Raw genomic sequence first — 23461 nt, forward strand, 5'->3', positions numbered from 1 at the left:
GTGGCCGCAGCGCGAATCCGCCCGCCCGGGAAAACCTAGCGGAGGACTTCGGATGAAGGTATTGCTGCGAGGCGTGCTGTTTCTCGACGCGGTGCTCAACCTGCTGCTCGGCCTGTTGCTGCTGCTGTCGCCGTCGGCGACGCTGTACAGCGCGCTGCAACTGCCGCAGCCCCAGCCCGCGTTCTACGGACAGCTGCTGGGCGTGGCCCTGGTCGGCCTGGCCTGGCTGCTGTGGCAGGCCACGCTCAACGGGCAGCTGACGGTGGCGGTGGCGCGCACGGTCGGCCAGGTCAACCTGGCGGGCGCGCTGATCGTCGCGGTCTGGACACTCTTCCTCGACGTACCCCTGCAACCCGCCGGCAAGATCTGGCTGCTCGCCCTCGCGGTGGTGCTTGCCTTCTTCGCGGTGGTGCAGATTCCCGCAGCGAAGAAAGTCAGGCTGCGCGAGCGCGAACAGCGCGATCAACGCGAGCAGGACCAGGAACGGCCGTCCGCCAAGGACGCCAGAAGGAACAACGGCGCGCCCGCCGCGCGCCAGACGCAATCAAACGAACCCCGGCGCGAGCCGGTCATCACGCCGCCGCCTGGCTACGGGCCGGGTACGGAGGTGATGACGGAGAGCGCTCCAGAAGAAACGCCACCGGCACATCATGCACGACAAAATCCTCATCCTTGATTTCGGCTCGCAGGTTACGCAGCTGATCGCCCGCCGCGTCCGCGAGGCGCACGTCTACTGCGAGATTCATCCGAACGATGTGTCGGACGAGTTCGTGCGCCAGTACAACCCCAAGGGCGTGATCCTGTCGGGCAGCCACGCCAGCACCTACGAAGATCACCAGCTGCGCGCGCCGCAGGCGGTGTGGGATCTGGGCGTGCCGGTGCTGGGCATCTGCTACGGCATGCAGACCATGGCCGTGCAGCTGGGCGGCAAGGTGGAGTGGAGCGACCAGCGCGAGTTCGGCTACGCCGAGGTGCGCGCGCACGGCCACACCGCGCTGCTCAAGGACATCCAGGACTTCGCCACGCCCGAGGGCCATGGCATGCTCAAGGTCTGGATGAGCCACGGCGACAAGGTCACCGCGCTGCCGGAAGGCTTCAAGCTGATGGCCTCCACACCGAGCTGCCCGATCGCCGGCATGGCCGACGAGGCGCGCGGCTACTACGGCGTGCAGTTCCATCCCGAGGTCACCCATACCGCGAAGGGCCGCGAGCTGATCGAGCGCTTCGTGCTGGGCATTGCCGGCGCGCGCGCCGACTGGATCATGCGCGACCACATCGCCGAGGCCGTGGCCAGGATCCGCGAGCAGGTCGGCGACGAGGAAGTGATCCTCGGCCTGTCCGGCGGCGTGGACTCCTCCGTGGCCGCCGCGCTGATCCATCGCGCCATCGGCGACCAGCTCACCTGCGTGTTCGTCGACCATGGCCTGCTGCGCCTGGACGAAGGCAAGATGGTGATGGACATGTTCGCCGGCCGCCTGCACGCCAAGGTGGTCCACGTCGACGCCTCCGAACAGTTCCTCGGCCACCTGGCCGGCGTCACCGACCCCGAGCAGAAGCGCAAGATCATCGGTCGCGAATTCGTCGAAGTGTTCCAGGCCGAAGCCAAGAAGCTGAACAAGGCCAAGTGGCTGGCGCAGGGCACCATCTACCCGGACGTGGTGGAGTCGGGCGGCACCAAGACCAAGAAGGCCACCACCATCAAGAGCCACCACAACGTCGGCGGCCTGCCTGAGACGCTGGGCCTGAAGCTGCTGGAACCGCTGCGCGACCTGTTCAAGGACGAAGTGCGCGAGCTCGGCGTGGCGCTGGGACTGCCGCCCGAAATGGTCTACCGCCACCCCTTCCCGGGCCCGGGTCTGGGCGTGCGCATCCTCGGCGAAGTCAAGCGCGACTACGCCGACCTGCTGCGCCGCGCCGATGCGATCTTCATCGAGGAACTGCGCAAGACCCTGGCCACCGAGCAGGACGCCGCCGCCGGCCTGTGCGGCGCCGACCAGGTCGGCAAGAGCTGGTACGACCTGACCAGCCAGGCCTTCGCCGTGTTCCTGCCGGTCAAGTCGGTCGGCGTGATGGGCGACGGCCGCACCTACGACTACGTGGTGGCGCTGCGCGCGGTGCAGACCACGGACTTCATGACCGCGCACTGGGCACACCTGCCATACGCGCTGCTGGGCCGCACCTCGAACCGTATCATCAACGAGGTGCGGGGGCTGAACCGCGTCGTGTACGACGTCTCGGGCAAGCCGCCGGCGACGATCGAGTGGGAGTGAATTGACGTCGTTCGGGGACTATCGCCAGTTATCGAAAAGCTGCCGTAACGTGTTGATTTAAAAAGAAATACGTCACGGCAGCTATCGGTGGCTATCGCCGGCCAGCAAAAAAGGTTGACGGTAGAGCTGACGGTAGGAATTGAGGCGAGATTAAGACACTCACGTTCACTATTGAGGCTTTTACCGTCTTTGACGGTAAAAGCCTTCTCGGGAAAGCTTGTTTCATGCGGCTTTCCGGGCATCAGCGGGTCTCCTGGTCCCTGACGGTAAAAGCCGTCAAAAAAAACAGGAGAAAACCTCGATGCTGACCGACACAGCGCTGCGCAATCTCAAGCCTAAGTCATTGACTTATAAGGTTTCTGACCGGGACGGGATGTGCGTGACGGTATCGCCCGCCAATACCGTCACCTTCCGCTACGACTAGCGTCTCAATCGCCGGAAGAGCTCGATATGGCAGGTCATTTCAGTTCCGCGACTGTAGGTCAGACTCTCGCGCAGAAAGGTCGGCAGCTTCTTCGTTTTTCGTGTAAAGCCCTCCAGGGCATCTTGGGCCGTGCAGCCGTCCATGCGTGCTGGCCGGCGGCGCCTTCAAGCCTGAAAGAGGTGTCTCTGCCCCACAGCAGAAGGCACGACTTTCTCCTCCCCGAATGCCTCGACGAGCCTGTGAGTCGCACGCCAGCCAGTGCAATGACCAGGCACAAAGCGTTTCAGATTGAACTGCCCTAGATCACTGATGGTCTGCGGAATCAACGTCTCGCTGGCTGAACCACTGAGATGGAAACCTCCCATGACTCCCCATAGCGGTATTGGCGCTAGCTCTTCCTGAGCGCGATGCAGCACGTTGACGACCCCGGCGTGGGAACAGGCGGTAAAGACTATCGCCCCAAGGCCTGCCACGTTTACTGCCATCCATCGCTCATCTTTTATTAATGGATCCGGTAGCCAAGCGCCGTCGTTCGTCTGCGCAAAATGTCCAGGCAGCCCGTTCTCGTATGATGTTCGCCGCGGAATCTCGCCACTCAGATGGAAATGCCCATCAAGCAGGGTGCGTGCGTCATCGCTTGAGACAATCTCGGCTCCGGCCGCGGAAAGCTGCTCTTTGGATGGCACCTCATCGAACGGGAGGAGTTCTCCATCGGCTCCCGGCTTATGCACGGCTCGCGGTACGAACATGCCGTCATTCACGTGTACGGGGATCTTGCGGTCACCATTTGCATCGGTGATCAACTGGATCGCTGTCAACATCCCCCCGACATGGTCCCAGTGGCCATGAGAGAAGACCGCTGCGTCAATATCTCCGAAACGCAGACCAAGCCTCTCGCCGTTTCGTTTGATCGCATAGCCTTCCGGGCCGCTATCAAACAGGACCGTATGCGTTTTGCCGTTGAGCGTAGTCTTGATCACCAGGGAAAGACCCCATTGCGCACAACACAGGCACCGTCCGGTCAATTGGGACGCACCGGCTCTCACAATGTTGGAAACCTCGCCAGTTACACGTTCTGGAAGCGAGGAAAGAAGATCACTGACATTGTCGAGAAGAACAAGAACTTCACAGCTGTCCACTTCTTTGAGTAACACGATACTATCCTTCTTAGATTCCAGCCGGTCGAATTTTTTTAGCGTTAAAGACGGAATGTTGCTTAAAACAATCAGCAAAATCGCGCTGACGAATGCATCCATGGCGCATGCCTGCGATACGTTCCGCGATATGTCCGGCCGCTAGATAGACGAGGCTCTAGTGCCAATAGGTGTCACGAAGATCGCGACTCGGCTCCAAATGCCGGAGGTTACCGGCAATCGCGAGTCGACGTCGCGAACGCCATAGCCTTCCATCAGGATCGTCTCCCGCTCCTTGGTCACGGCCAGCGCGAGGCCCGGCAATTGCCATTCAGCCATCGGCGCTTCGACAAAGTCATCGAACTCTTCCAGCATGTGAGGCGCTCATCTCTTAGTCCGGGGCAGACGCTGAATGTAGCAAATCGCGCGGGAGTTGTGTGTCGGCGTACTGAGGAAGAGCAGGGGCACGCCGGCGGACGCTCGGATCGAGACGGCAGACGAGAAGACGTGCTAGGATCTCTTCACTCGCGTGACTGGCGCATATAGATAGAACACTATCGGGGAGCGTGAGTTTGCTGCCGCCGCGCGCCTGGGCATTACCTACTATCCATGGAGATGGGTTATGCCTGATTTCACACAATTGCTCATGTTCGCTCTTGTGGCGTTGGGAATGGTTTTGACGCCGGGGCCGAACATGGTCTATCTGATTTCCCGCTCAATTTGCCAAGGTAGACGTGCAGGCCTCATTTCGTTGGGGGGTGTTGCGCTGGGCTTTGTATTCTACATGCTCTGTGCGGCATTCGGAATTACGGCCTTTGTATTTGCAGTGCCTTACGCATACGATGCGCTTCGCTTTGGTGGTGCTTTATATCTTTTGTATCTTGCCTGGCAAGCGGTCAGGCCAGGCGGACGATCCGCATTTGCCGTGCGTGACCTGCCGGTCGATACTCCAATGAAGCTCTTTGGCATGGGGTTTATCACTAACCTGGCGAATCCAAAAATCGCCATCATGTATCTGTCGCTGCTGCCCCAGTTCATTACGCCAGGACATGGCAGTGTTCTTGCGCAATCGCTGGCGCTTGGCAGCGTTCAGATTTCGATCAGCCTTGCCGTCAACGCACTGATCGTCGTGACAGCCGGATCGATATCGATCTTCCTGTCGGGACGCCCGTCGTGGCTATTGGTGCAGCGCTGGCTGATGGGAAGCGTTCTGACAGGTCTGGCGGTACGGATGGCATGCGAGTCCAGGAAATAGCGACGCCTCGCATGGGCTGTATGTCGCCCCTGCGTTAAAGAAGGTCTGCGCAACGCGGATCGATGCTGACCTTCCACGCCCCCCAACAGTTGAGGGATCGCCCTGGATAACGCGTTCCGCACACAATCTACCGATGCCCCAGGCAAGCTACAAGACGGAAACCTATTGGAAACAGTACCAATCCTTTTTTCCCGCACATGCGCGAGTCACCACGGCCAGCGGCCCGAATGAAGAGTGGCTCCCCTGGAAAGGAGCATCGATCCATGTTGATCGATTTCCCTGCGCAGCGTCGCCGCTGACCGTGATCGTCGTGCATGGAGGAGGGGGATACGGCCGGTTGTTCGCGCCGATTGGCAAGCTATTGCACAGCGCAGGCTACGAGGTCGTCGCTCCGGATCTACCGGGGTATGGGTTGAGTCAGGCGCCTCCTTCACTGGTCTCTTATGAGGCGTGGTCCGACTTGCTATGCGATCTGGCAACCATCGAGTACCGGCACACCGGGCGACGCGTGGTCTTGTGCGGCGGAAGCCTTGGTGGCTATCTGGCTTACCTGTGCGCGGCACGGATGGGAGACGGCCCCATTGCTGGCGTGATCGCCACAACCCTTGCGGATCCGCGGACGCCGCTGGTGAAACAGCAGTTTGCGCGCAACGCGCTGGTGCGCCACGTCATGATGCCCCTGTTGCCCTGCTGCGCGCCTCTGATCGGCAGACTGAGGCTGCCCGTGAAGTGGTTTACCAAGATGGACGCGATGTCGAACGATCCATCGCTGAACCGGCTCGTTGCCGAGGATCCTTACGGCGGCGGCGTACGTGTGCCGGTCAATTTCATGCAGTCGATTTTCGCCGTGCGGCCGGAAGTCGAGCCCGAGGACTTCGACCACTGTCCTCTCCTGCTGGCACATCCCGCAAACGATCGCTGGACGGGCTTCGAATCGAGCCGGCAGTTCTTCGACCGCATCAAGGGCGAGAAGAGATTGGTGATGCTGGAAAACTGCGGCCACTTTCCAGTGGAGGCGCCAGGTATCGCGCAACTGGAACAGGCTTCGATCCGATTCCTGCGGGAGATCGCCAGCAACGGACCGCGCGCGTGACCGCGTGAGTTGGTCGCAGGAGTATTGGCGATGCCCAGCCCCGCGCCCGCCAGCAGGCAGAGATGATCGCGTAGGCTGTCAGGCAGGCCAAGTTGCCTTTCTGGGGGGGCGGGCTCCGTCCATGCCAAGGCGCCGGATAATTGGGAGAGCGGACCCGATATTCCCATGATCTGCGCACGCCTCACGCGCCGGTAGTCAGAATTGATATCGCAAGCCGGCGACGAACTGTCTGCCGAGACCGGGAATGACTGCAAGGTTGCCCCATGAGGCAGGATAGTAGGTCTTGTCGAACAGGTTGTGGATGTCGAGATAGACCTTGGTACGGCGGTCAATCTGCCAGTACGAGACCAGCTTTACGGTTGCGTATGCCGGCAGCGAGTAGGTGTCCGTCGCGTTGCCGGAGCGCGAACCAGCATAGACAACGCCCGCACCAACGCCATAGCGGCCACCGACCCATGGCATGGCGTCTTCGCGGATTGCCAGCAAGCTCGCGCTTACCTTGGGGATGTTGGTAAGGCGTGTCCCAGCTGCGATGGCGTTGTCTTCGGTGACCTTTGCATCAATCAGCGAGAAACTTGTGCTGATGCGCCAGTTCTGGTCCACTTGACCAAAGGCATCAATCTCAACGCCACGGCTCGTGGCTTCGCCGGCTGCAATGTTGAAGTTCGGGTTGGTCGGGCTGCGGGTGAGCACGTTGCGCTTCTGAATGTCGTACACAGACAGCGTTGCACCGAGCCTGGCATCGCTGGACTGCCATTTCACACCAGCCTCCACTGCACGGCCGTGCTGGGGACTGAAGGCGTTGCCGGATTCGTCCACACCGGTGTTCGGCCGGAACGATTTCCCGAACGACAGGTATGTCGAAATCTCGGCGGTCGGCAGCCAGGTGAGTCCTACGCGTGGCGACACGGCCGTTTGATTCTGACTGCTTGTCTTCGCAGTGATGAGGTTGTCGACTGACTGCTGATAGCTATCAAACCGTACTCCGCCCAGCAGCTTCCACTTCTCCCCAAGCGAGATCTCGTCTTGCATGTATGCACCGAAGTTTCGCTGGTTCTCTCGCGTGGATGTACTCAGAGTTACCGGCGGCTTCGCTTGCCCGTAGACAGGGTTGTAGATATCGATTGCATACCGATTCATCGAGGGATTCGAGTACGCGATGTCCATGCCCATGTACAGCCGTGACACATCGAGACCAACCATCATGCGATGGCCGATTCCGCCGGTGTTGAAGTTACCTTCCACTTCGGCTTGGACAGACGTATCGCGCGACGGCAACGAGCGCCAGCTATTGCGCCGCGTCAGCGTGCGGCCGTCTGCCAGCAGGCTTCCGAACTCGGCTGCGTTGCCTTCGAAACCGGATTCCTTGTAGCTCACGCCGAACCGCGTGCGCCAACCAGGGGCGAGGTCCCGCTCGAGTGTCAGTTGGTGCGTGTTGCTTGAGAGATGGAGGTTAGGGTCGTTCGGCTCTTGCAAGTATCGGTCACGTGGCAGCACGAGTTTGCCGTTCACGTTGATAACGCCGCGGTCCAACGGTGTTTGCACACGCATGAACTCTCCCTCGTACTGGAGCAGCGTGTCATTGTCTATGGCCCAGGCCAGCGCAGGGGCGATCAGGTACTTGTGGTTGTCGATGAGCGAACTGCGGCTGGCACCGTCTTCTGCCATCATGTTCAGACGGTAGGCAAACTTGTCGTTGACTGGCCCGGTCGTGTCTACGGTTGCGCGCGCGAAGCCAAGCGTGCCGCCACTGACCTCAGCCGTCGTCGACCGCGTGAACTTCGGCTTCTTGGTGACGATGTTGATCGTTCCTCCGGGCTCACTACTGCCGTACAGCGCCGCTGCCGGACCTTTCAGAAATTCGAAGCGCTCTACAGTAGCCGTATCCCGCATGGGACTATAACCGCGGGATCCTGGAAAACCATTTACCAGGTAGCCCATATCGGTGCTGCTGAAGCCCCGAATGGCATAGTTGTCCCACGTCCCGCCGAAATCGTTTTGCCTGGCGATACCGCTCACATAGTCCACAGTGTCAGACAGGCGGGTTGCGCCAAGGTCTTCGATGAGCGCTGACGTGACCACGCGAACGGACTGCGGCACCTCGCGCAAGGGTGTTTCAGTGCGCGTGGCACCTCCGGCTTCTGTCGGGACGTACTTCGATGCAGCGCTCGCGGCGACCCTTACCTCGGGCAATTCGGAGTCTGGAAGGGCGTCAGCATCGGCGTATGCGAAGTCCGATATGGGAAGAAGAAGCAAGCTGACGTGACAGAAATGGCGTGCAATCAAGCTGCGCGGGTACGGCGGAGTCAAAGACATGTTCAAACTGAGTGTGAGGCTCTATGCACTAATATACCTCAACAAATGCAAATACGTCTCATTTGAATTAATGCCGAGAGGTCTTTGCTTTCGGGCTGATGGATCATGCCCAAGGTCCATGCGCAGAAAGCGCAGCAGTTCCGGTGCGCGTTCCTTGCACGCTTTCGGCTGGGGACACGACATGAGGCTGGAGGCTGCGATCGAACGCGCCATGGAAGGGGCGGCGGCCCGCGAACTTGCGGGCCATGGCCTGCTATGCCCACGCAGAGAAAGCCTTCGCGGACGGCGGCTCCCGCAACGTGATGGCTATGCGTTGCGCTGGTTATACCTGGAGGCCAGCTGTGAGCGACGGCGCCATGCGTCGCGACAGCGCTGAGCGGCGGCCCAACAGAAACGCGCGGAGCAGCATCGGATAGTCCGCGCGTACCGCCTCGACGACCGATGGCCGCATCGCCAAGGCGCGGCGCCAGTTCCGCGCCTTCGGCAAGCCCTCCAGGAAACCGAAGTCGCCGATCGCATCGAATACGTCGAAATACCGGAACACAGGTCCGAAGACCGCATCGACGATGCTGAAGGGCTCGCCTGCGAAGTACGGCCCGTCGCTGAGCGCGGCCTCGATCTGCGCGAAGCGGGCTTGGATTTCGCCCGCGCGCGCGATCAACACGGGTTCGTCAGTGGCGTTGTAGAACGCCCCGATCGAATTCAGCAGCGCCGAGCCGAACTCCATCCACGATCGATGTTGCGCCCGCTGCAGAGCGTTCGTCGGGTGCAGGCGGGGCAGTGCCGTCTCGTCGAGGTACTCGCAGATGACGGCAGACTCGAAGATCGCCTCGTCGCCCACCAGCAGCACCGGTGTCTTGCCCAATGGCGAGATGTTCCTGAACCAGTCCGGCTTGTCCGCCAGGTTGATGTCCCGGCGCTCGAACGCCACGCCCTTTTCCGCCAGCACGATGGCCGCGCGCTGGACGTAGGGACACAAGGCGTGCGACACCAGCACCAGGTCCGGCGCCGCGCGCCGCGCATCGGCGAGGCTTGCGCGCGGTTCCGGGAGGCCGATCTGCGTGGCGGAAGGTACCGATGCGTCCATGGTGTGGTTCGAGGCGGGTGGCAGATGGGACGACTGTAGTCGTGCACTAGCGAAATCAGAATAGGCCGGATGGCAAGCTCCGATTGCAAAAGCGCAATGCGAGATGTGCCCCCGGAAACTTGGAGTGTCGCTCGCGTCAGGCCCGCTTGCCGACCATGCAGAGGTACTGTCGCCGGTTTCGGCCACCTTCGGCTTCGGCTCGTTGACCAGCACGCTATGCGTGGCGCAAGCGCTGTTCCCCTCCGTGCGCATGGGGTGCCCCGTGGAGAAGATTTCCTTCTCATGGCCGCCTTCCTTGAACAGCCACGAGATCTGCCATCCGCTGCTCGGCGGATCTTCTTCAGGAGACGATTTCCGCTTATATTCGACGCTCGTTTGTCAGCCACTGCGCCGTGCGCGAAGGGAGTCTCGCATGTCCAAGACGAAATACGCCGCCTACAAGCCCGCCGCCCCATACTTCGATCTCGTCCGAGGGGCGCTGGGGGATCTTGTCGATGGCGAGCACTTCTTCGATGTCGTCACCGACGGCACCGTCTACGAGGTGCGCTATGACTTCCCCGGTTGGCCTCGCGTCATTCGGGGGCGGACCGACCTGATGGCAGCGTTCAGGGGCTATGTCGACAACATCGCCCTGCAATCCGCGGACCGGCTGCTTGTCCACCGGACGGAAGGGGCGCGCGTCGTCGTCATCGAATACGAGGTCCACGGGACCATCCTGGCGACCGGCGCGACATACGACAACCGGTTCTGCTCCATCATCGAGATCGAGAACCGGAAGATCGCGCACTGGAGAGACTACATGGACTCCCTGGCGGCGTGGAACGCATTGACCGCGCAGGCTCGCTCCGCGGCGGCTCCGACAGCGGCGTCCTAGTCCTGGCAAGGGGCGAGAGGCGAACCAGATGCGCATCGCGCGCGAAGAGGTCTTCGGGCCCGTGCTGACCATCATTCCCTATGGGGATGAATTCGGGGCTCGGGCGCGAAATGGGAAAGTGGGGGATAGATAGATGCCTGCCTGGAACCGAAGATCTTGCTGATGGCAGCGGAACCACCCCTCCACTGACGCGCCGGCGTCATGCGGCGGATGGCTGACCCGGGGGGGGGGGCGCGGATGGGCGCTACCCCCGGGCCAGCGGGATCTGCACGAACACCACGATCCGAGCCGGCCCGAACCTGGCGCGAACCGGGCAAGGTGCTCCTTGCGATCCATCCTGGCCAAGGGTTTTCCCTTGGGGCCGCGAGCGCTTGCCTGCCGTGTCGCCGCACCGCAGCAGAAGAAACCAACCTTTTGTCGGGGTGGTCGTGGCGGGTCCGCCTGCTCAAATTCTCCTGGCGCGCGAGCCGCGCGCGAACAGGAGACAAAGCTATGAACGAGCTGCAGGGCCGAAGAGCCCTAGTGACGGGTGCCGCGCAAGGCCTGGGTTTGGCCATTGCCCGCCTGTTCGTCGAGCGTGGCGCGCAGGTCATGCTTGCCGACATCGACGAAGCCGGAGCCGCCCGGGCCGCGGACGAACTCGGCGCCCATGCCCGCGCGGTGCGCTGCGACGTGACCTGCGCGGCTGACTTCAGCGCCGCCGTCGAGGCCGCCACGCAGGCTTTCGGCGGCATGGATACGCTGGTCAACAACGCCGGCATCGAGATCGTCAAGCCGCTGCTCGACCACACCGAGGAAGAGTTCCACCGGATGATGAGTATCAACGTGCTGGGCGTGTTTCTCGGCATGAGGCACTCGCTCGGTGCGCTGGTGGCGTCGGGGCGCGGCTCGGTGGTCAATATCTCTTCACTGGCCGGCATCAATGGCGTGCCCCTGTTCGGCCTCTATGCGGCGTCGAAGGCGGCCGTGCTGCAACTCACCCGTACCGCCGCCGCCGAACTCAAGCAGGCTGGCGTGCGCGTCAATGCCGTGTGCCCGGGTTTCGTCAACACCGCCATGGTCGATCGCCTGATCCCCAAGGTCGAGGCTGCCGTGGGGGTTCCGTTCGACGCCCTGGTGGCGGCCAAGCAAGGCCGCCTGGGCACCGCACAGGAGGTTGCCGAGATGACGGCCTTCCTCGCCTCCGACGCCGCCAGCTGGACGACTGGCTCCCACTACATTCTGGACGGCGGCTTGTCCGCTGGATTGCTATGAACAGGAAGCTGCTGCAGGACAAGGTCGCCATCGTCACCGGTGCCGGGCGCGGGCTGGGCGAGGCCGTGGCACGGGCCTATGCGGCGGAGGGCGCCAGGGTGGTGGTTTCCGACATCGATGCGCAGGCGGCGCGCCAGGTGGCCGATTCGCTGGCGGGTGCCGTCGCGGTGCCCTGCGACGTGCGCGTGCCCGCACAGGTGGAGGCGCTGGTGGCGGAAGCCGTGCGGCTGCACGGCCGCCTCGACATCATGGTCCCCAATGCCGGCATTGCCCGGGTCGCGCCGCTGGTCGCCACCAGCTACGCCGACTGGCGCGAGGTCACCTCGGTCAACCTGGACGGCGTGTTCCTGTGCATCCGGTATGCGGCGCCGGCCATCATCGCCGCGGGCGGTGGAAGCATCATCAATATGGCGTCGGTGACGGCCAAGGCGGCCTGCGCGCTGATCGGCAGCTATGCGGCGGCCAAGGCGGGCGTGGTGTCTCTCACGCAGACGGCGGCGGTGGAACTGCGCGCCCACAACGTGCGCGTCAATGCGATCCTGCCCGGCTTCATCGACACCGAGCTGGTGACCTCGCACATCGCCGAATTCGAGGCGCAGCTCAAGCTGCCCGACTTCGGCGCGGTGGTGAGGCAGCGGCAGGGCCGCTACGGCAGGGTGGAGGAGGTGGCCGCTCTGGCGGTCTTCCTTGCCTCGGATCGCTCGAGCTTTTCCAATGGCAGCGGCTTCGTGCTGGACGGCGGCGTCAGCTCGTCGCTGCTCTGAACCATCGCTATCCAGGAGACATTCAATATGAGCAAGAAGCCTGTCGTCGTCTATGGCGCCTCCGGCTACACCGGGCGCCTGGTATGCGAATACCTGCGGGAGTACCAGATACCCTTCATCGCCGCGGGGCGCAGCGCCGAGAGGATCGAGGCGGCCATGAAGTCCCATGTGCCCGGCATCGAGACCGCCAGCTATGAGGTGGCGGAGGTGGCCCATACCGTGCCCGCGCTGACCGAGCTCTTCCGCGGCGCTGCGGTCGTGCTCAACACCGTGGGGCCGTTCGCCAGGTTCGGCACCGAGGTGGTCGAGGCCTGCCTCGCGGCCGGCTGCCACTACACCGACACCACCGGCGAGCAGGACTGGCTGATCACGCTCGACGAGCGCTTCGGCGCCAGGTTCGAGGCCGCCGGCCTGCTGCTCTCGCCCGGCCTGGCGCAGATGTACACCACCGGTGAGATCGCCGCGCAGTTGTGCCTGGAGACGCCGGGACTGGACACGCTCGACATCGCGGTGTTCTGGGGCGGCAGCCCGACCATCGCCTCCACCCAGACCATCCTGGTCAATGCGGCCACCTCCAAGGCCTTCTACCTGGAACAGAACCGGTACGTGGAATGGCAGCCGGATGCGGGCCTGTACCACCTGTCGATCCCCGGCCAGCACGAGGCGGCGCTTGCCCTGCCCTGGGGAGGGACCTCGCATCCGGTGTGGTTCAAGCGCGATCCGCGCGTGGCGAACGTCAAGGTGCTGGGCGGCGTCTTCAACAAGGCCCTGATGCAGGGCGTGCCGCAGATCGTGGCGGCGGCCATCCAGGCCACGGAAGGCATGGCCGACGACGAGCGCCATGCGGCGCTGGTCAAGACCGCCTCCAGCGTGATGAACACCATGCCGCCGCGCGAGAATCCCCGTATCAACAAGTCGGTCGACTCGGTGCATGCTTCCGGTCCGCTGGGGCGTGTGCACTGCGTGATCTTCGGCAACTGCAACTACAAGCAGACCGGCTTGTTGCAGGCCCATGCGGCGGCTTCGCTGCTGCAGCAGGCGCCGCGCCGCGCGGGGCTTGCCTCCGGCTGCCAGGCATTCGGGCACCGCGAGTTGCTTGGTACGCTGCGCAGCTTCGGGCTGGTGCAGGAGCCCGTCATCACGCGCATGGGCTGAGCCATGCGACTGGTCGACTATCTCGACAAGGGCGCCCAGCTGGGCGCCGACGCGCCCTGTCTCACGATGGGGGAGACCGAGCTGAGCTACGCGCAGGTACAGCGCATCAGCTGGCGCGTGGCGCGTGGCCTGCAGCGCGCCGGCATCCGGCCGGGCGACAAGGTGGCGGTGTTGTCCGGCAATGACGCTTACGCCTTCTCGGCGGTGTTCGGCATCTCGCGCGCGGGCTGTGTGTGGTGTCCTGTCAATCCACGCAATGAGGCGGGTGAAAATGCCTTCGTGCTCGATGCCTTCGATTGTGCCTGCCTGGTGTTCCACGGCAGCTATGCCCCCATGGTCGAGCAGATGCGCGCGCAGCTTTCCAAGCTGCGCGTGCTCGTCTGCCTGGACCGGCCACAGCCGTTCGCGCCATCGTTGGGGGAATGGCTGGACGGGCTGGACGAGCAGCCGTTCGACGTCGCACCGCCGGACGATCTGGCGATGATCGCGGGCACGGGCGGCACCACCGGCCGGCCCAAGGGGGTAATGCTCTCCGGCCGCAACCTGGAGACCATGTCGGCACTCACGCTGATGGGCTATCCCTTCCCGGCGCGGCCGTGCTACCTCGCGCTGGCACCGCTCACCCACGCGGCCGGCGTGCTGTGCCTGCCGGTGATGACACTGGGCGGCCGCATCGTGATCATGCCCAAGCCGGACCTGGGCGAATTCCTGGCGCTGATCGAGCGCTACCGGGTCACGCACACCTTCCTGCCGCCCACGCTGATCTACATGCTGCTGGAGCACGAGAAACTGGCCACTACGCGGCTCGATTCGCTGCAGTGCTTCTGGTATGGCGCGGCGCCCATCGCGGCGGCCCGGCTGGAGGAGGCGCTGGAGAAGATCGGCCCGGTGATGGCCCAGCTGTTCGGCCAGACCGAGGCACCGATGATGATCTCGATGATGCCGCCGCGCGAGCATTTCCACGCGGACGGCACGGTGGCGCGCCGGCGCCTGTCGTCGGCCGGCCGGCCCGGTCCGCTGGTCCAGGTGGCCACGATGAACGACGCCGGCGAGTTGCTGCCTGCGGGCGAGCGCGGCGAGATCGTGGTGCGTTCGTCGCTGGTGATGGCCGGCTACTACAAGGATCCGGCGGCCACGGCGGAGGCGTCCCGCTTCGGCTGGCACCACACCGGCGATATCGGCTACCTGGACGAGGACGGCTACCTCTATATCGTCGATCGCGCCAAGGACATGATCATCACCGGCGGCTTCAACGTCTACTCCGTGGAGGTTGAAGCCGTGCTGATGGAGCACCCGGGGGTGCAGGACAGTGCGGTGATCGGCCTGCCCGACGACAAGTGGGGTGAGCGCGTGGTGGCGGTGCTGCAGCCGCGTCCGGGCTGCACGCTGGCTGCGGAGGAAGTCATCGCCTTCGTCAAATCGCGCATCGGCAGCGTCAAGGCGCCCAAGCAGGTGGAGTTCTGGACCGACCTGCCACGCTCCAAGGTGGGCAAGGTGATCAAGAAGGAGGTACGTGCTACGCTACTCGGCAAGGATGACTAGGTATGGGCGAACCAGCGCGGGGCACGCGGCCGGGCCCGCCGTCCGACCCGGTCCCGGTGGCGCATGCACCGTCATGCCCGCCCGGCCGGATCGCGCCGGGCGCCGAGAAGAAGGCAGCGTGGAGGGCGGAGACAGGGATGGCCAGGTCCAATCGATCGTCGGGCGCCGCCACGGCGCCGGCTGCCGTGCTGGTGGAGTCGCGCCTCGCGCCGCCGCAGCTTTCGGCCGTGCTGCTCGCGCGTCCCGGCTTGTCCGCGCTGCTGCATACCGGCCTGGGAAAACGGCTGTTGAGCGTCACGGCGCCGGCGGGCTACGGCAAGACCACCGCGCTGGCGCAGTTCGTGGCACAAGCCGGGCAGCTCGGCGTCATGGCCGCCTGGCTCAGCCTGGAAGAAGAGGACAACGATCCGCTGATCTTCTTCCGCTATCTTGCTGCCGCGCTGCACCATGCCGATGCGCGGCTGGGCCGAAGCGTGCTGGCGCAGACCGCCGGTGGCAGCCTGGCATCGACCGACGCCATCGTGGCATCCCTGCTCAGCGACCTGGGCGGCGTGGACGGCCGCCTGCTGCTGGTGCTCGACGACTTCCATGTGTTGCGGCATGAGGGTTTGCACCGGCAGGTGGAATGGCTCGTGGCCCATCTCCCGCCCAATATCGGCGTGGCGATCGCGAGCCGTACGCGCCTGCCCTTGTCGCTCAGCTCCTGGCGGGTGCGCAACCAGCTGCTCGAACTCGATGCCGCTCACTTCGGCCTGGGCTTCGACGAGGCTGCCGACTTCGTCGGCCTCGTCAGCGGCGCGCCGCTCGACCGCGCGCAGGTCGAGACGTTGCACAGCCGTACCGAGGGCTGGATCGCGGGCCTGCAGCTGGCCTCGCTGGCGCTGCGCGAAAGCGGCGACCGGGGCGCCTTCCTGCGCGATTTCTCCGGCACCGATCGCGATATCACCGACTACCTGGGCGAGCACGTGCTCGACAGCCTGCAGCCCGGGCTGCGCGACTTCCTGCTCGATACCGCGGGGCTCGAACGCTTCTCCGCCGAGCTGTGCGATGAGGTGCTGTCCCGCAGCGACAGCCGGGCCATGCTGGCCGAGGTGCAGGCCCGCAATCTTTTCCTGTCGGGCCTCGATCGAAGCCGCACCTGGTTTCGCTACCATCACCTGTTCGCCGACTATCTGCGCGGGCGCAGCCGCGAGCGCCCGGCGGAGGGGAACCGCATCATCAGCCTGCGCGCCAGCGCCTGGTTCCAGCGCCATGGGCTGCTGCGCGAGGCGATCCGCTATGCCTTCGATGGCCAGGATCTCGAGCGCGCGGCCGACCTGGTGGCCGCGTTCTCAGCCGAACTGGTGCAGCACCGCGGCGAACACGCGACCCTGCTCGGCTGGCTGGCGCGACTGCCGCAGCAGCTGGTGCATGCGCGGCCGAAGATCCGCGTCGGCCACGCGTGGTCGCTGGTGCTGACGCGCCGCTATCCGGAGGCCGAGTATGAGTTGCGCGCGCTGGAGCATGCCTGTCAGGACAGCGGCGACGACGAACTGCGCAGCATGGTCGACATGATCCGCTGCGTGTACTGGGCCCACGTCGGCGAGCCCTTGCAGGCCAAGGCCAGCAGCGAACTGTGGCTCAAATCCTGGCCGCGCGCGGATGCCTTCTGCACCGGCGTGGTGGCCAATGTGCTTGCCAGCGGCTGTTGCGTCACCGACGCCTTCGACGAGGGCGAGCAGGCCTTGGCCATCGCGCGCCGTTCCTTCGGCGAGACGCAGGCCGACTACGGCCTCGCCTGGGTGGCCGCGCTAGGGGTGATGCTGGCGATGCGGCGCGGCGACTACCACGAGGCGATGGCACGGGCCCGGAGCGGCATGGCCGTGGTCGAGCGCAGCCTGGGGCTGGCTTCCTACGCAGGGTCGATGCTGGCACTGCTGGCGGCCGAGGTCTGCTACGAGCAGGACGACCTGGCTGCTGCCCAGGCCTTCCTGGACGTGGGCCTGCCCTATATCGACGACCACGGACTGATCGAGATGACGACCGCGGGATACCTCACGCGGGCGCGCCTGCTCAGGCTGCGAGGGGAGATGGCGCAGGCCGATGGCTGCCTGCTCGAGGGCGAGTCGCTCGGGCACCGGCTCAAGCTGCCGCGGCTCGCGCTGATGCTTTCCGCCGAGCGCTGCGCGCTGCGCCTGCAGGCCGGTTCGATCGAGGAAGCACAGAAGCTCGCGCGTTCCTATGGCCTGCTTGGCTACGGTGCGGGCATGCAGGTCCAGGCGGCACCGAACGAGGAGGACAGCGTCCACCTGGTTCAGCTGCGCCTGCGCATGGCGGCCGCCGAGCCGGGTGGCGGCGGCGCTGTGAGCGGTGCCCTCAACGATGCGCTGCGGCGGGCCCTGCGCGACCATCATCGCGCCCAGGTGGCGCGCCTGCAGGTGCTCAAGGCGGTGAACCAGCAGCGCGCGCAGGAAGGGGCGCAGGCCCTGCGCACGCTGGACGAGGCGCTCGACCATGCCGCGTGCTGCGGCCTGCTGCGCAGCGTGGTCGACGGCGATCCGGTGGTGCTGGACATGATCGAGGCCATCCGGGCCAACCGCGGAGAGCGGCATGTCGAGGGCCGGGGACAAGCGCCCGATGCTTACCTGGAGCGCCTGCTGTCTGCTGGAGGCAGAAGGCTCCAGCCAAGCCTGTCCGGTGCGCCGGGCGCCGGTGCCGAGTCGGCCCAGGTGGAACGGTCGGGCGAGCGGCTGGGCGAGCGCCTGACCGAGCGCCTGACCGAGCGCGAACTCAGGATCCTGCGCTTGCTCAAGAGCGGTCTGGGCAACCGGGAACTGGCGCAGAGCCTCTTCGTCTCGGAGGCGACCGTGAAATGGCACCTGCACAATATCTTCGCCAAGCTCGGGGTGAAGAACCGCACCAGCGCGCTGGCGCGCGCCCAGCAGAAGTCCCTGCTGTGAGTCGCGCCGGCGTCCGCGCGCCGGGCGCGCCTTAGCGCAGTCACCAGAGCGCAGCCGCCGCGCCGCTTGCGGTCTCAGGCCGCATCGACGCGCGTCTGCCTGACCGTGGACAGCAGGCCGTGCTTGCGGATCTTCTGGTACAGGGTGCTCTTGGCGATGCCGAGCTGGCGGGCCGCCTGCGTCAGGTTGCCGCCGTGGCGCACCAGCGCCAGCCGGATCGAATCGAGCTCGACCGCCTCCAGCGAACCCTGCGCCTGCGCACATGCCGGGATGGGCCCGGCGCCGGCCACCGTACCGGCCACAGCGCTGGCGCGCCCGTCCGCCACCGCGCCGCAGGCGATCTCCGGCGGCAACTGTTCCAGCGTGATCACGCCGTCGCGCGCCATCAGCAGGGAGCTCTCGAGCACATTGCGCAGCTCGCGCACATTGCCCGGCCAGTCGTAGGCGAGCAGGCTGGCATAGGCCGCGTCGTCGAACACCGGCCTGGGCAGGCCGTCGCGCGCGCACAGGCGCGCGAGCCAGTGGTCGATCAGCACCGGCATGTCATCGCGGCGCTCGCGCAGCGGCGGGATGGCCACGGTGGTGACCGCGATGCGGTAGAACAGGTCCATGCGGAAGCGGCCCTGCGCGATCTCGTCGCGCAGGTTGCGGTGCGTGGCCGCCACCAGGCGGAAATCGACCTTGCGCGGCGTGTTCTCGCCGAGACGGTAGATTTCCCCTTCCTCCAGCACGCGCAGCAGGTGCGGCTGGATCTCCAGCGGCATCTCGCCGATCTCGTCGAGGAACAGCGTGCCGCCGTTGGCGGCCTCGATCTTGCCCGCGGCGCCCGACTTGCGCGCCCCGGTGAACGCGCCTTCCGCATAGCCGAACAGCTCGCTGGCGAGCAGGTCGCGCGACAGCCCGCCGCAGTTGAGGGCGACGAAGGGGCCGTTCGCGCGGGGGCTGGCCAGGTGGAGGCCCTGGGCGAACAGTTCCTTGCCGACCCCGGTCTCGCCCGCCAGCAGCACCGGCACGCTCGAGGCCGCGAGCTGGCCGGCCTTGGCCACCGCGGCGCGCAGCGTGGCGCCGCTGCCGACGATGCGCGCGAAGGCGGCGGCGCCACGCGGGCCGCCTGTGCCCGGCACGGTGGCGCCCGCCGCTTCGGCGCGGCCGCCTGCATCCGCCTGCGTGGCGGACATCGTCCTGCGCCCGCCGGCCGCTCCCGCGGCAGGAATCACGACCAGGTAGCCCAGCACCTCGTCGCCGTCGCGCACGGTTTCGATCCGCGTGTGCGCCAGCCAGCCGGGTGCCGCGCTGCCGCCGCGCGCCGCGGTGTCCACGCCGGGCAGCGCGAAGCTGCTCGACAGCGGCGTGCTGACGCCGTGGCGCGCCAGCGCGGCGGCAGCCTGCGGATTGGCCTTGAGCAGGCGGCAGCGCTCGTCGAGCGCCAGCACACCGTCGCTGCGCCCGGGCGCGAAATGAGCCATGCAATGATCGAGCAGCTGGAGGCGCCGCTCCATCGACAGCTTGGCCAGGCGGCTTTCGATGCGGCCGGCCAGGGCCACCGTCAGGGCCAGGCTGTGGCGGCTGTAGGTGGCGGCCAGGCCGGACACGTCGATGACGCCCAGCACCGCACTGTCGACGGGATCGCGGATGACGGTGGCGGAGCAGGTCCAGCGCTTGATGCCGGCGCAGAAGTGCTCGGCGCCATGGATCTGCACCGGCCGGCCGAGCGCCAGCGCGGTGCCGATGGCGTTGGTGCCGCAGTTCAGCTCGGTCCAGTTGTAGCCCGGCATCAGACCGGCCTCGCTGGCCGGCTCGACGATGTGCATATCGCCTTCCTGTTGCAGGATGATGCCCTCGGGATCGGTCAGCAGCAGGATGGTGCCGGTCTGTTCGAGAAAATCGCGCGTCTGCTGCATCAAGGGCAGGCTGGCGCTGACCAGGCGTGCGTTGCAGGAACGCCAGCGCGCCAGGCCGGACTTGTCCAGCGGCGGTGGCGCGCGGTGCGCGGCGGGGTCCACGCGGCCGTCCAGGCAGCGCCGCCACGACTCGTCGATGACGCCGCGCAGGTGGCCTGGCAGGGATTTGCCGCCATCCAGCAGGTGTTCCCAGGCGGACATGATGCGCGCATCCTGTTCCGGACTGGAGAACCAGTCCATCGGCGCCGTGACCTTTTGCATTGGGGTGTCTCCTGTCGTGCCGCTTGGCGCGGTCATCTTTTGCGGCAGGTCGAGCCCCGCCGATCGCCACATCCTAACGCGTCCGGCGCGCAAGGTGGCCAGCTGGCAAGAAGCAAGATGCGCGCCGGCGCGCGCAGGCGGCGCGCGGGAGACATCGGCGGCGCCTGGCGCGGCGCATGCGCCGCTCCGACCGTTCGAAAACGAGACGGCCGTCCGGAATCCGGACGGCCGGAGCAGCACCGGGGCCGCTCGTCGGCCCCCTGCCTTCAGTCCGCCCGTTGCGGCACGGGCAGGCCCAGCCAGTCGCCATAGAAGGCTTCGATGTCCGGCTCGAAGTCATGGATCACCGGGTACCACGGTGTCGGCGCCTCGACGTCGTGCATGGTGCCGCATTCGGGGCAGTAGTACTCGCGGTAAACCTGCCAGTTGGTGTCCGGCGCCATCAGGTGCGGGTAGACCTCGGCCATGGCCTCGGCGCTCTCGCGCACATAGATATTCGCGTGCAGCTTCCAGTTCTCCCGGTAGTCGCAGAACACATGGCCGCAGTCGCACTGGGTGACCCATTTCCTGGTCTTGGCCTGCTGCACGATGAACATATGAGGGCTCAACGGCAGCACGATGCGGTCCGCCCAGTCCAGCTTGCGCTGGAGGGCCTCCACGTACATCTGGAAGCGCTCGGCGTCCTTGGGCATCGACAGCATGCGCAGCGTGGTGTCCCAGTCGAGCTTGCCGTCGACCAGGTTCTTGATCTGTTCCTTGGTGTAGGTAGACATGATGCGTGTTCCTTTTCGTCGTTTCCGTTCGTCGTATCCGTTCGTCGCTTCGGTTCGTGCCGGCGGCCGCCGCCGCCGGCCGCCTTCATTCCTCGACCAGCACCACCGTATTGACGTCGGGCATGCGGGACAGGTCCATGCGGAACTTCGCGCCGTAGGTCGGAACGTTCAGCTCCTCCTCCTTCAGCGTCCACGTTTCGGGCAGGTCCCAGAAGCGGCGGAACTCCTGTTCGAATTTCCGCGACAGGCCGAAGCTGGTGGCGAACATGTGCTGCACCTGGGTGGAGGCGTGCTTGACCAGGATGCGCTCGCGCTCACCCTTCATCCACTCCTGCGTCGGCTGCGAGCGCGCCAGGCGCTGGTTGCGGATCTCGATGCGCAGCAGCGCGGTCTGCTTGGCATCCACCCTCCATATGCCGTTGGCGTCGCGCGTGGCCACCGCGCCATACACCCTCTGCGCATACTCAGGCAGCAGCAGTGCGCTGTTGAGGTCGCGCTCGATGGCTTCGGGCTCGCGGTCGAGCGGGTCACCGAAGCCGGGGCCGCCGCGCAGGTAGTTCAGGTACAGGTCGTAGTTGTCGTAGCAGTCCTCGGTGGTCATGCACTGCTGGTCGCGCTTGACCACCGCGCCGGCGTTGAGGTGGTTCTCGTAGTCGGGCACATCCGGGTTGGTGTCGCCGCCCAGCGGCAGGCTTTCGCCCAGCGCGATGCGCTCCTTGAGGCCGGTCTTGTGCGCCTCGAAGCGGTAGCCGGTGGCCGCCGGATAGCCGCCCATCAGGCCCCAGTCGCTGTTCATGTAGCCATTGCCCATGAAGAACATGGTCCAGTCCTGGGCCTTCCACACCATGCGCAGCGTCTCGAAGCCGCAGCCGCCGCGGTACTTGCCGTAGCCGCCGGAGTTGGCCTTGACGTTGCGCCCCAGGTAGAGCAGCGGCTCGGCCATCTCCCAGATCTCGATGTCGCCCATGTCGCCTTCCGGGTTCCAGATCGCGGCGGCATGGTTCAGGCCATCCTTGATGGCGCTGGCGCCGGTGCCGCAGGAGGAGGCCTCGAAGCTGTTGACCGCATGGATCTCGCCTTCCTGGTTGATGCCGCCGCCCTGCAGCCAGTTCGAGGTGTTGGCATTGCCGGAGTTGACTTCCTCCAGGTAGCCGCGGCTGAAGTAGGCCTGCGACAGTCCGCGCCACATCGCGCTCCATCCCGACACCAGGAAGTGCCAGGCATAGGCATGGCCGGTGCGGCGGTCGTCGGGGTTCATCCACGCCCCCTTGGGCAGGCGGAACTCGGTGCCGTAGTAGGCGCCGTCGTTGATCCGCTGCGTCGGCACCAGGGTCTGGGTCATCATCACCCAGATGCCGCTGGTGAACGCGACCTGGTGCGCGTTGTAGGAATGCCAGCCCCAGCGGCTCGCGCCCTCGAAGTCGAGCCGCCACGAGCCGTCCTTGCGGATCTCCATTTCCACCGGCGAGTGCATGATCGAGTCGAGCTTGGCGAAGGCCGACGACGTCTGCACATCCGGGTGGTTGTAGGGGACGTCGACGAAGGCCACCTTGCGGTACTTGCCCGGCAGCGTCATCGCCTTGATGCGCGTCTGCAGCCCGCGCCGGCCTTCCTCGATCACCTCGTAGGCGAACTTCTCGTAGGCCTCCAGGCCCTCTTCCTCGATCACTTCCTCGATCAGGTCGCGGATCATGTGGCAGCCGGCGATGCGGGTGCGCTCGTCGAGGATCCAGTACTTCGGCGTGCGCACCGAGCGCTGGCTCTCGTGCAGCCAGTCGCGCAGGGGCGTGTCGTTCACGCCGGTCTTGCGGCAGGTGATCATGTAGCCGTCGCCGAAGCGCTGCACCTGGCCGGTGGACATCGAGCCCGGCGTGACCGCGCCGGTGTCGATCACGTGCGTCACGCCGCCCACCCAGCCGACGAGCTTGCCGTGCGCGAAGATCGGCACGATGGTGGCGATATCGCAGGGGTGCACGTTACCGATGGCGCAGTCGTTGTTGGTGAACATGTCGCCCGGATGGATGCCGGGGTTGGCCTCCCAGTTGTTCTCCATCATGTATTTGATGGCGGCGCCCATGGTGCCGACGTGGATGATGATGCCGGTCGAGGTCAGCACGCAGTCGCCGGCGGCGTTGTAGAGCGTGAAGCACAGCTCGCCTTCCTGTTCGACGATGGGGCTGGCGGCGATCTTCTTGGCGGTCTCGCGTGCGTGCACCAGTCCGCCACGCAGCTTGGAGAACATCTTCTCGTAGCGGATCGGATCGCTCTCGCGCAGTTCCAGCCGCGTGAGGCCGTTGTAGTGGCCGGTCTGCTGCGTGCGCGCCAGCACGCCGTCGCGGAACTGCTTGAGGGTCTGGCCGGTCTTGAGCAGGTCGGCAAGGCCGAGCTCCTTGTTGGACATCATGTTCATGGCGTGTCTC

At 65.3% G+C, this 23461-nt stretch carries 17 protein-coding genes, 3 pseudogenes and 1 riboswitch; of the genes and pseudogenes, 12 read left to right on the forward strand and 8 right to left on the reverse strand.

Features of this window, described 5'->3' with window-relative positions:
• The first annotated feature begins 52 nt into the window (after positions 1-52).
• The 3 genes and pseudogenes from BKK80_RS10300 to BKK80_RS35455 all read left to right on the forward strand — a co-directional run.
• Complete coding sequence (locus BKK80_RS10300) at positions 53-676, forward strand: hypothetical protein (RefSeq protein WP_071012486.1); 624 nt, start codon at positions 53-55, stop codon at positions 674-676.
• The gene (gene guaA / locus BKK80_RS10305) at positions 651-2270 is read left to right on the forward strand and encodes a glutamine-hydrolyzing GMP synthase (RefSeq protein ID WP_071012488.1); all 1620 of its coding nucleotides are present in this window, start codon (positions 651-653) and stop codon (positions 2268-2270) included. Before BKK80_RS10300 ends, guaA begins: the two co-directional genes overlap by 26 nt.
• Positions 2271-2571: 301 nt before the next feature.
• Positions 2572-2691 (forward strand): annotated as a pseudogene (locus BKK80_RS35455) (Arm DNA-binding domain-containing protein); the annotation flags it as partial.
• 8 nt (positions 2692-2699) lie between these two features.
• Here the strand turns inward: BKK80_RS35455 and BKK80_RS38115 are convergent.
• From BKK80_RS38115 to BKK80_RS10315, 3 genes and pseudogenes are all read right to left on the reverse strand, one after another.
• A pseudogene (locus BKK80_RS38115) lies at positions 2700-2840 on the reverse strand (IS30 family transposase); the annotation flags it as partial.
• Between the two features lie 18 nt (positions 2841-2858).
• The gene (locus tag BKK80_RS35460) at positions 2859-3950 is read right to left on the reverse strand and encodes an MBL fold metallo-hydrolase (RefSeq protein ID WP_084545541.1); all 1092 of its coding nucleotides are present in this window, start codon (positions 3948-3950) and stop codon (positions 2859-2861) included.
• A gap of 39 nt (positions 3951-3989) precedes the next feature.
• Positions 3990-4202, reverse strand: coding sequence for a serine hydrolase (locus tag BKK80_RS10315; protein WP_071069286.1), 213 nt, complete (start codon positions 4200-4202; stop codon positions 3990-3992).
• A gap of 144 nt (positions 4203-4346) precedes the next feature.
• Positions 4347-4429: riboswitch (ZMP/ZTP riboswitch) on the forward strand.
• A gap of 20 nt (positions 4430-4449) precedes the next feature.
• On the opposite strand from BKK80_RS10315, the gene BKK80_RS10320 reads away from it, so the two are divergent.
• A complete protein-coding gene (locus tag BKK80_RS10320) occupies positions 4450-5082 on the forward strand; it encodes a LysE family translocator (RefSeq protein ID WP_071012491.1) in 633 nt (210 codons plus the stop codon).
• Positions 5083-5215: 133 nt separating this feature from the next.
• On the forward strand, positions 5216-6175 hold the full coding sequence (locus tag BKK80_RS10325; RefSeq protein ID WP_071012492.1) for an alpha/beta hydrolase: 960 nt from the start codon (positions 5216-5218) through the stop codon (positions 6173-6175).
• A gap of 195 nt (positions 6176-6370) precedes the next feature.
• On the opposite strand, the gene BKK80_RS10330 is transcribed toward BKK80_RS10325, so the two are convergent.
• Positions 6371-8491 carry a TonB-dependent siderophore receptor gene (locus tag BKK80_RS10330; RefSeq protein ID WP_071069288.1) on the reverse strand — a complete coding sequence of 707 codons (2121 nt, stop codon included), beginning with the start codon at positions 8489-8491 and terminating at the stop codon, positions 6371-6373.
• A 322-nt stretch (positions 8492-8813) separates the two neighbouring features.
• Complete coding sequence (locus BKK80_RS10335) at positions 8814-9578, reverse strand: glutathione S-transferase family protein (RefSeq protein WP_084545542.1); 765 nt, start codon at positions 9576-9578, stop codon at positions 8814-8816.
• A 412-nt stretch (positions 9579-9990) separates the two neighbouring features.
• On the opposite strand from BKK80_RS10335, the gene BKK80_RS10340 reads away from it, so the two are divergent.
• From BKK80_RS10340 to BKK80_RS10365, 7 genes and pseudogenes are all read left to right on the forward strand, one after another.
• The gene (locus tag BKK80_RS10340) at positions 9991-10452 is read left to right on the forward strand and encodes a nuclear transport factor 2 family protein (protein ID WP_071069290.1); all 462 of its coding nucleotides are present in this window, start codon (positions 9991-9993) and stop codon (positions 10450-10452) included.
• Between the two features lie 19 nt (positions 10453-10471).
• Positions 10472-10558: pseudogene (locus BKK80_RS37365) on the forward strand (aldehyde dehydrogenase family protein); the annotation flags it as partial.
• 386 nt (positions 10559-10944) lie between these two features.
• Complete coding sequence (locus tag BKK80_RS10345; RefSeq protein WP_071012497.1) at positions 10945-11706, forward strand: SDR family NAD(P)-dependent oxidoreductase; 762 nt, start codon at positions 10945-10947, stop codon at positions 11704-11706.
• Positions 11703-12470, forward strand: a complete 768-nt coding sequence (locus BKK80_RS10350; protein WP_071012499.1) for an SDR family NAD(P)-dependent oxidoreductase — start codon at positions 11703-11705, stop codon at positions 12468-12470. Before BKK80_RS10345 ends, BKK80_RS10350 begins: the two co-directional genes overlap by 4 nt.
• A gap of 27 nt (positions 12471-12497) precedes the next feature.
• Complete coding sequence (locus BKK80_RS10355; RefSeq protein ID WP_071069292.1) at positions 12498-13625, forward strand: DUF5938 domain-containing protein; 1128 nt, start codon at positions 12498-12500, stop codon at positions 13623-13625.
• Positions 13626-13628: 3 nt separating this feature from the next.
• Positions 13629-15167: an acyl-CoA synthetase gene (locus tag BKK80_RS10360; RefSeq protein WP_071069294.1), complete on the forward strand. Its 1539-nt coding sequence runs from the start codon at positions 13629-13631 to the stop codon at positions 15165-15167.
• A 137-nt stretch (positions 15168-15304) separates the two neighbouring features.
• The gene (locus tag BKK80_RS10365; RefSeq protein WP_071069296.1) at positions 15305-18106 is read left to right on the forward strand and encodes a winged helix-turn-helix domain-containing protein; all 2802 of its coding nucleotides are present in this window, start codon (positions 15305-15307) and stop codon (positions 18104-18106) included.
• Between the two features lie 74 nt (positions 18107-18180).
• Here BKK80_RS10365 and BKK80_RS10370 read toward each other — a convergent pair whose 3' ends face one another.
• The 3 genes from BKK80_RS10370 to BKK80_RS10380 form a co-directional block, all read right to left on the reverse strand.
• Positions 18181-20268 carry a sigma-54-dependent Fis family transcriptional regulator gene (locus BKK80_RS10370; protein WP_232346263.1) on the reverse strand — a complete coding sequence of 696 codons (2088 nt, stop codon included), beginning with the start codon at positions 20266-20268 and terminating at the stop codon, positions 18181-18183.
• A 266-nt stretch (positions 20269-20534) separates the two neighbouring features.
• On the reverse strand, positions 20535-21041 hold the full coding sequence (locus BKK80_RS10375; RefSeq protein ID WP_071037037.1) for an acetone carboxylase subunit gamma: 507 nt from the start codon (positions 21039-21041) through the stop codon (positions 20535-20537).
• Positions 21042-21126: 85 nt separating this feature from the next.
• The gene (locus BKK80_RS10380; RefSeq protein ID WP_071069298.1) at positions 21127-23451 is read right to left on the reverse strand and encodes a hydantoinase B/oxoprolinase family protein; all 2325 of its coding nucleotides are present in this window, start codon (positions 23449-23451) and stop codon (positions 21127-21129) included.
• Positions 23452-23461: the final 10 nt, after the last annotated feature.

Origin of the sequence: Cupriavidus malaysiensis, from assembly GCF_001854325.1 — a bacterium.
Taxonomy (GTDB): domain Bacteria; phylum Pseudomonadota; class Gammaproteobacteria; order Burkholderiales; family Burkholderiaceae; genus Cupriavidus; species Cupriavidus malaysiensis.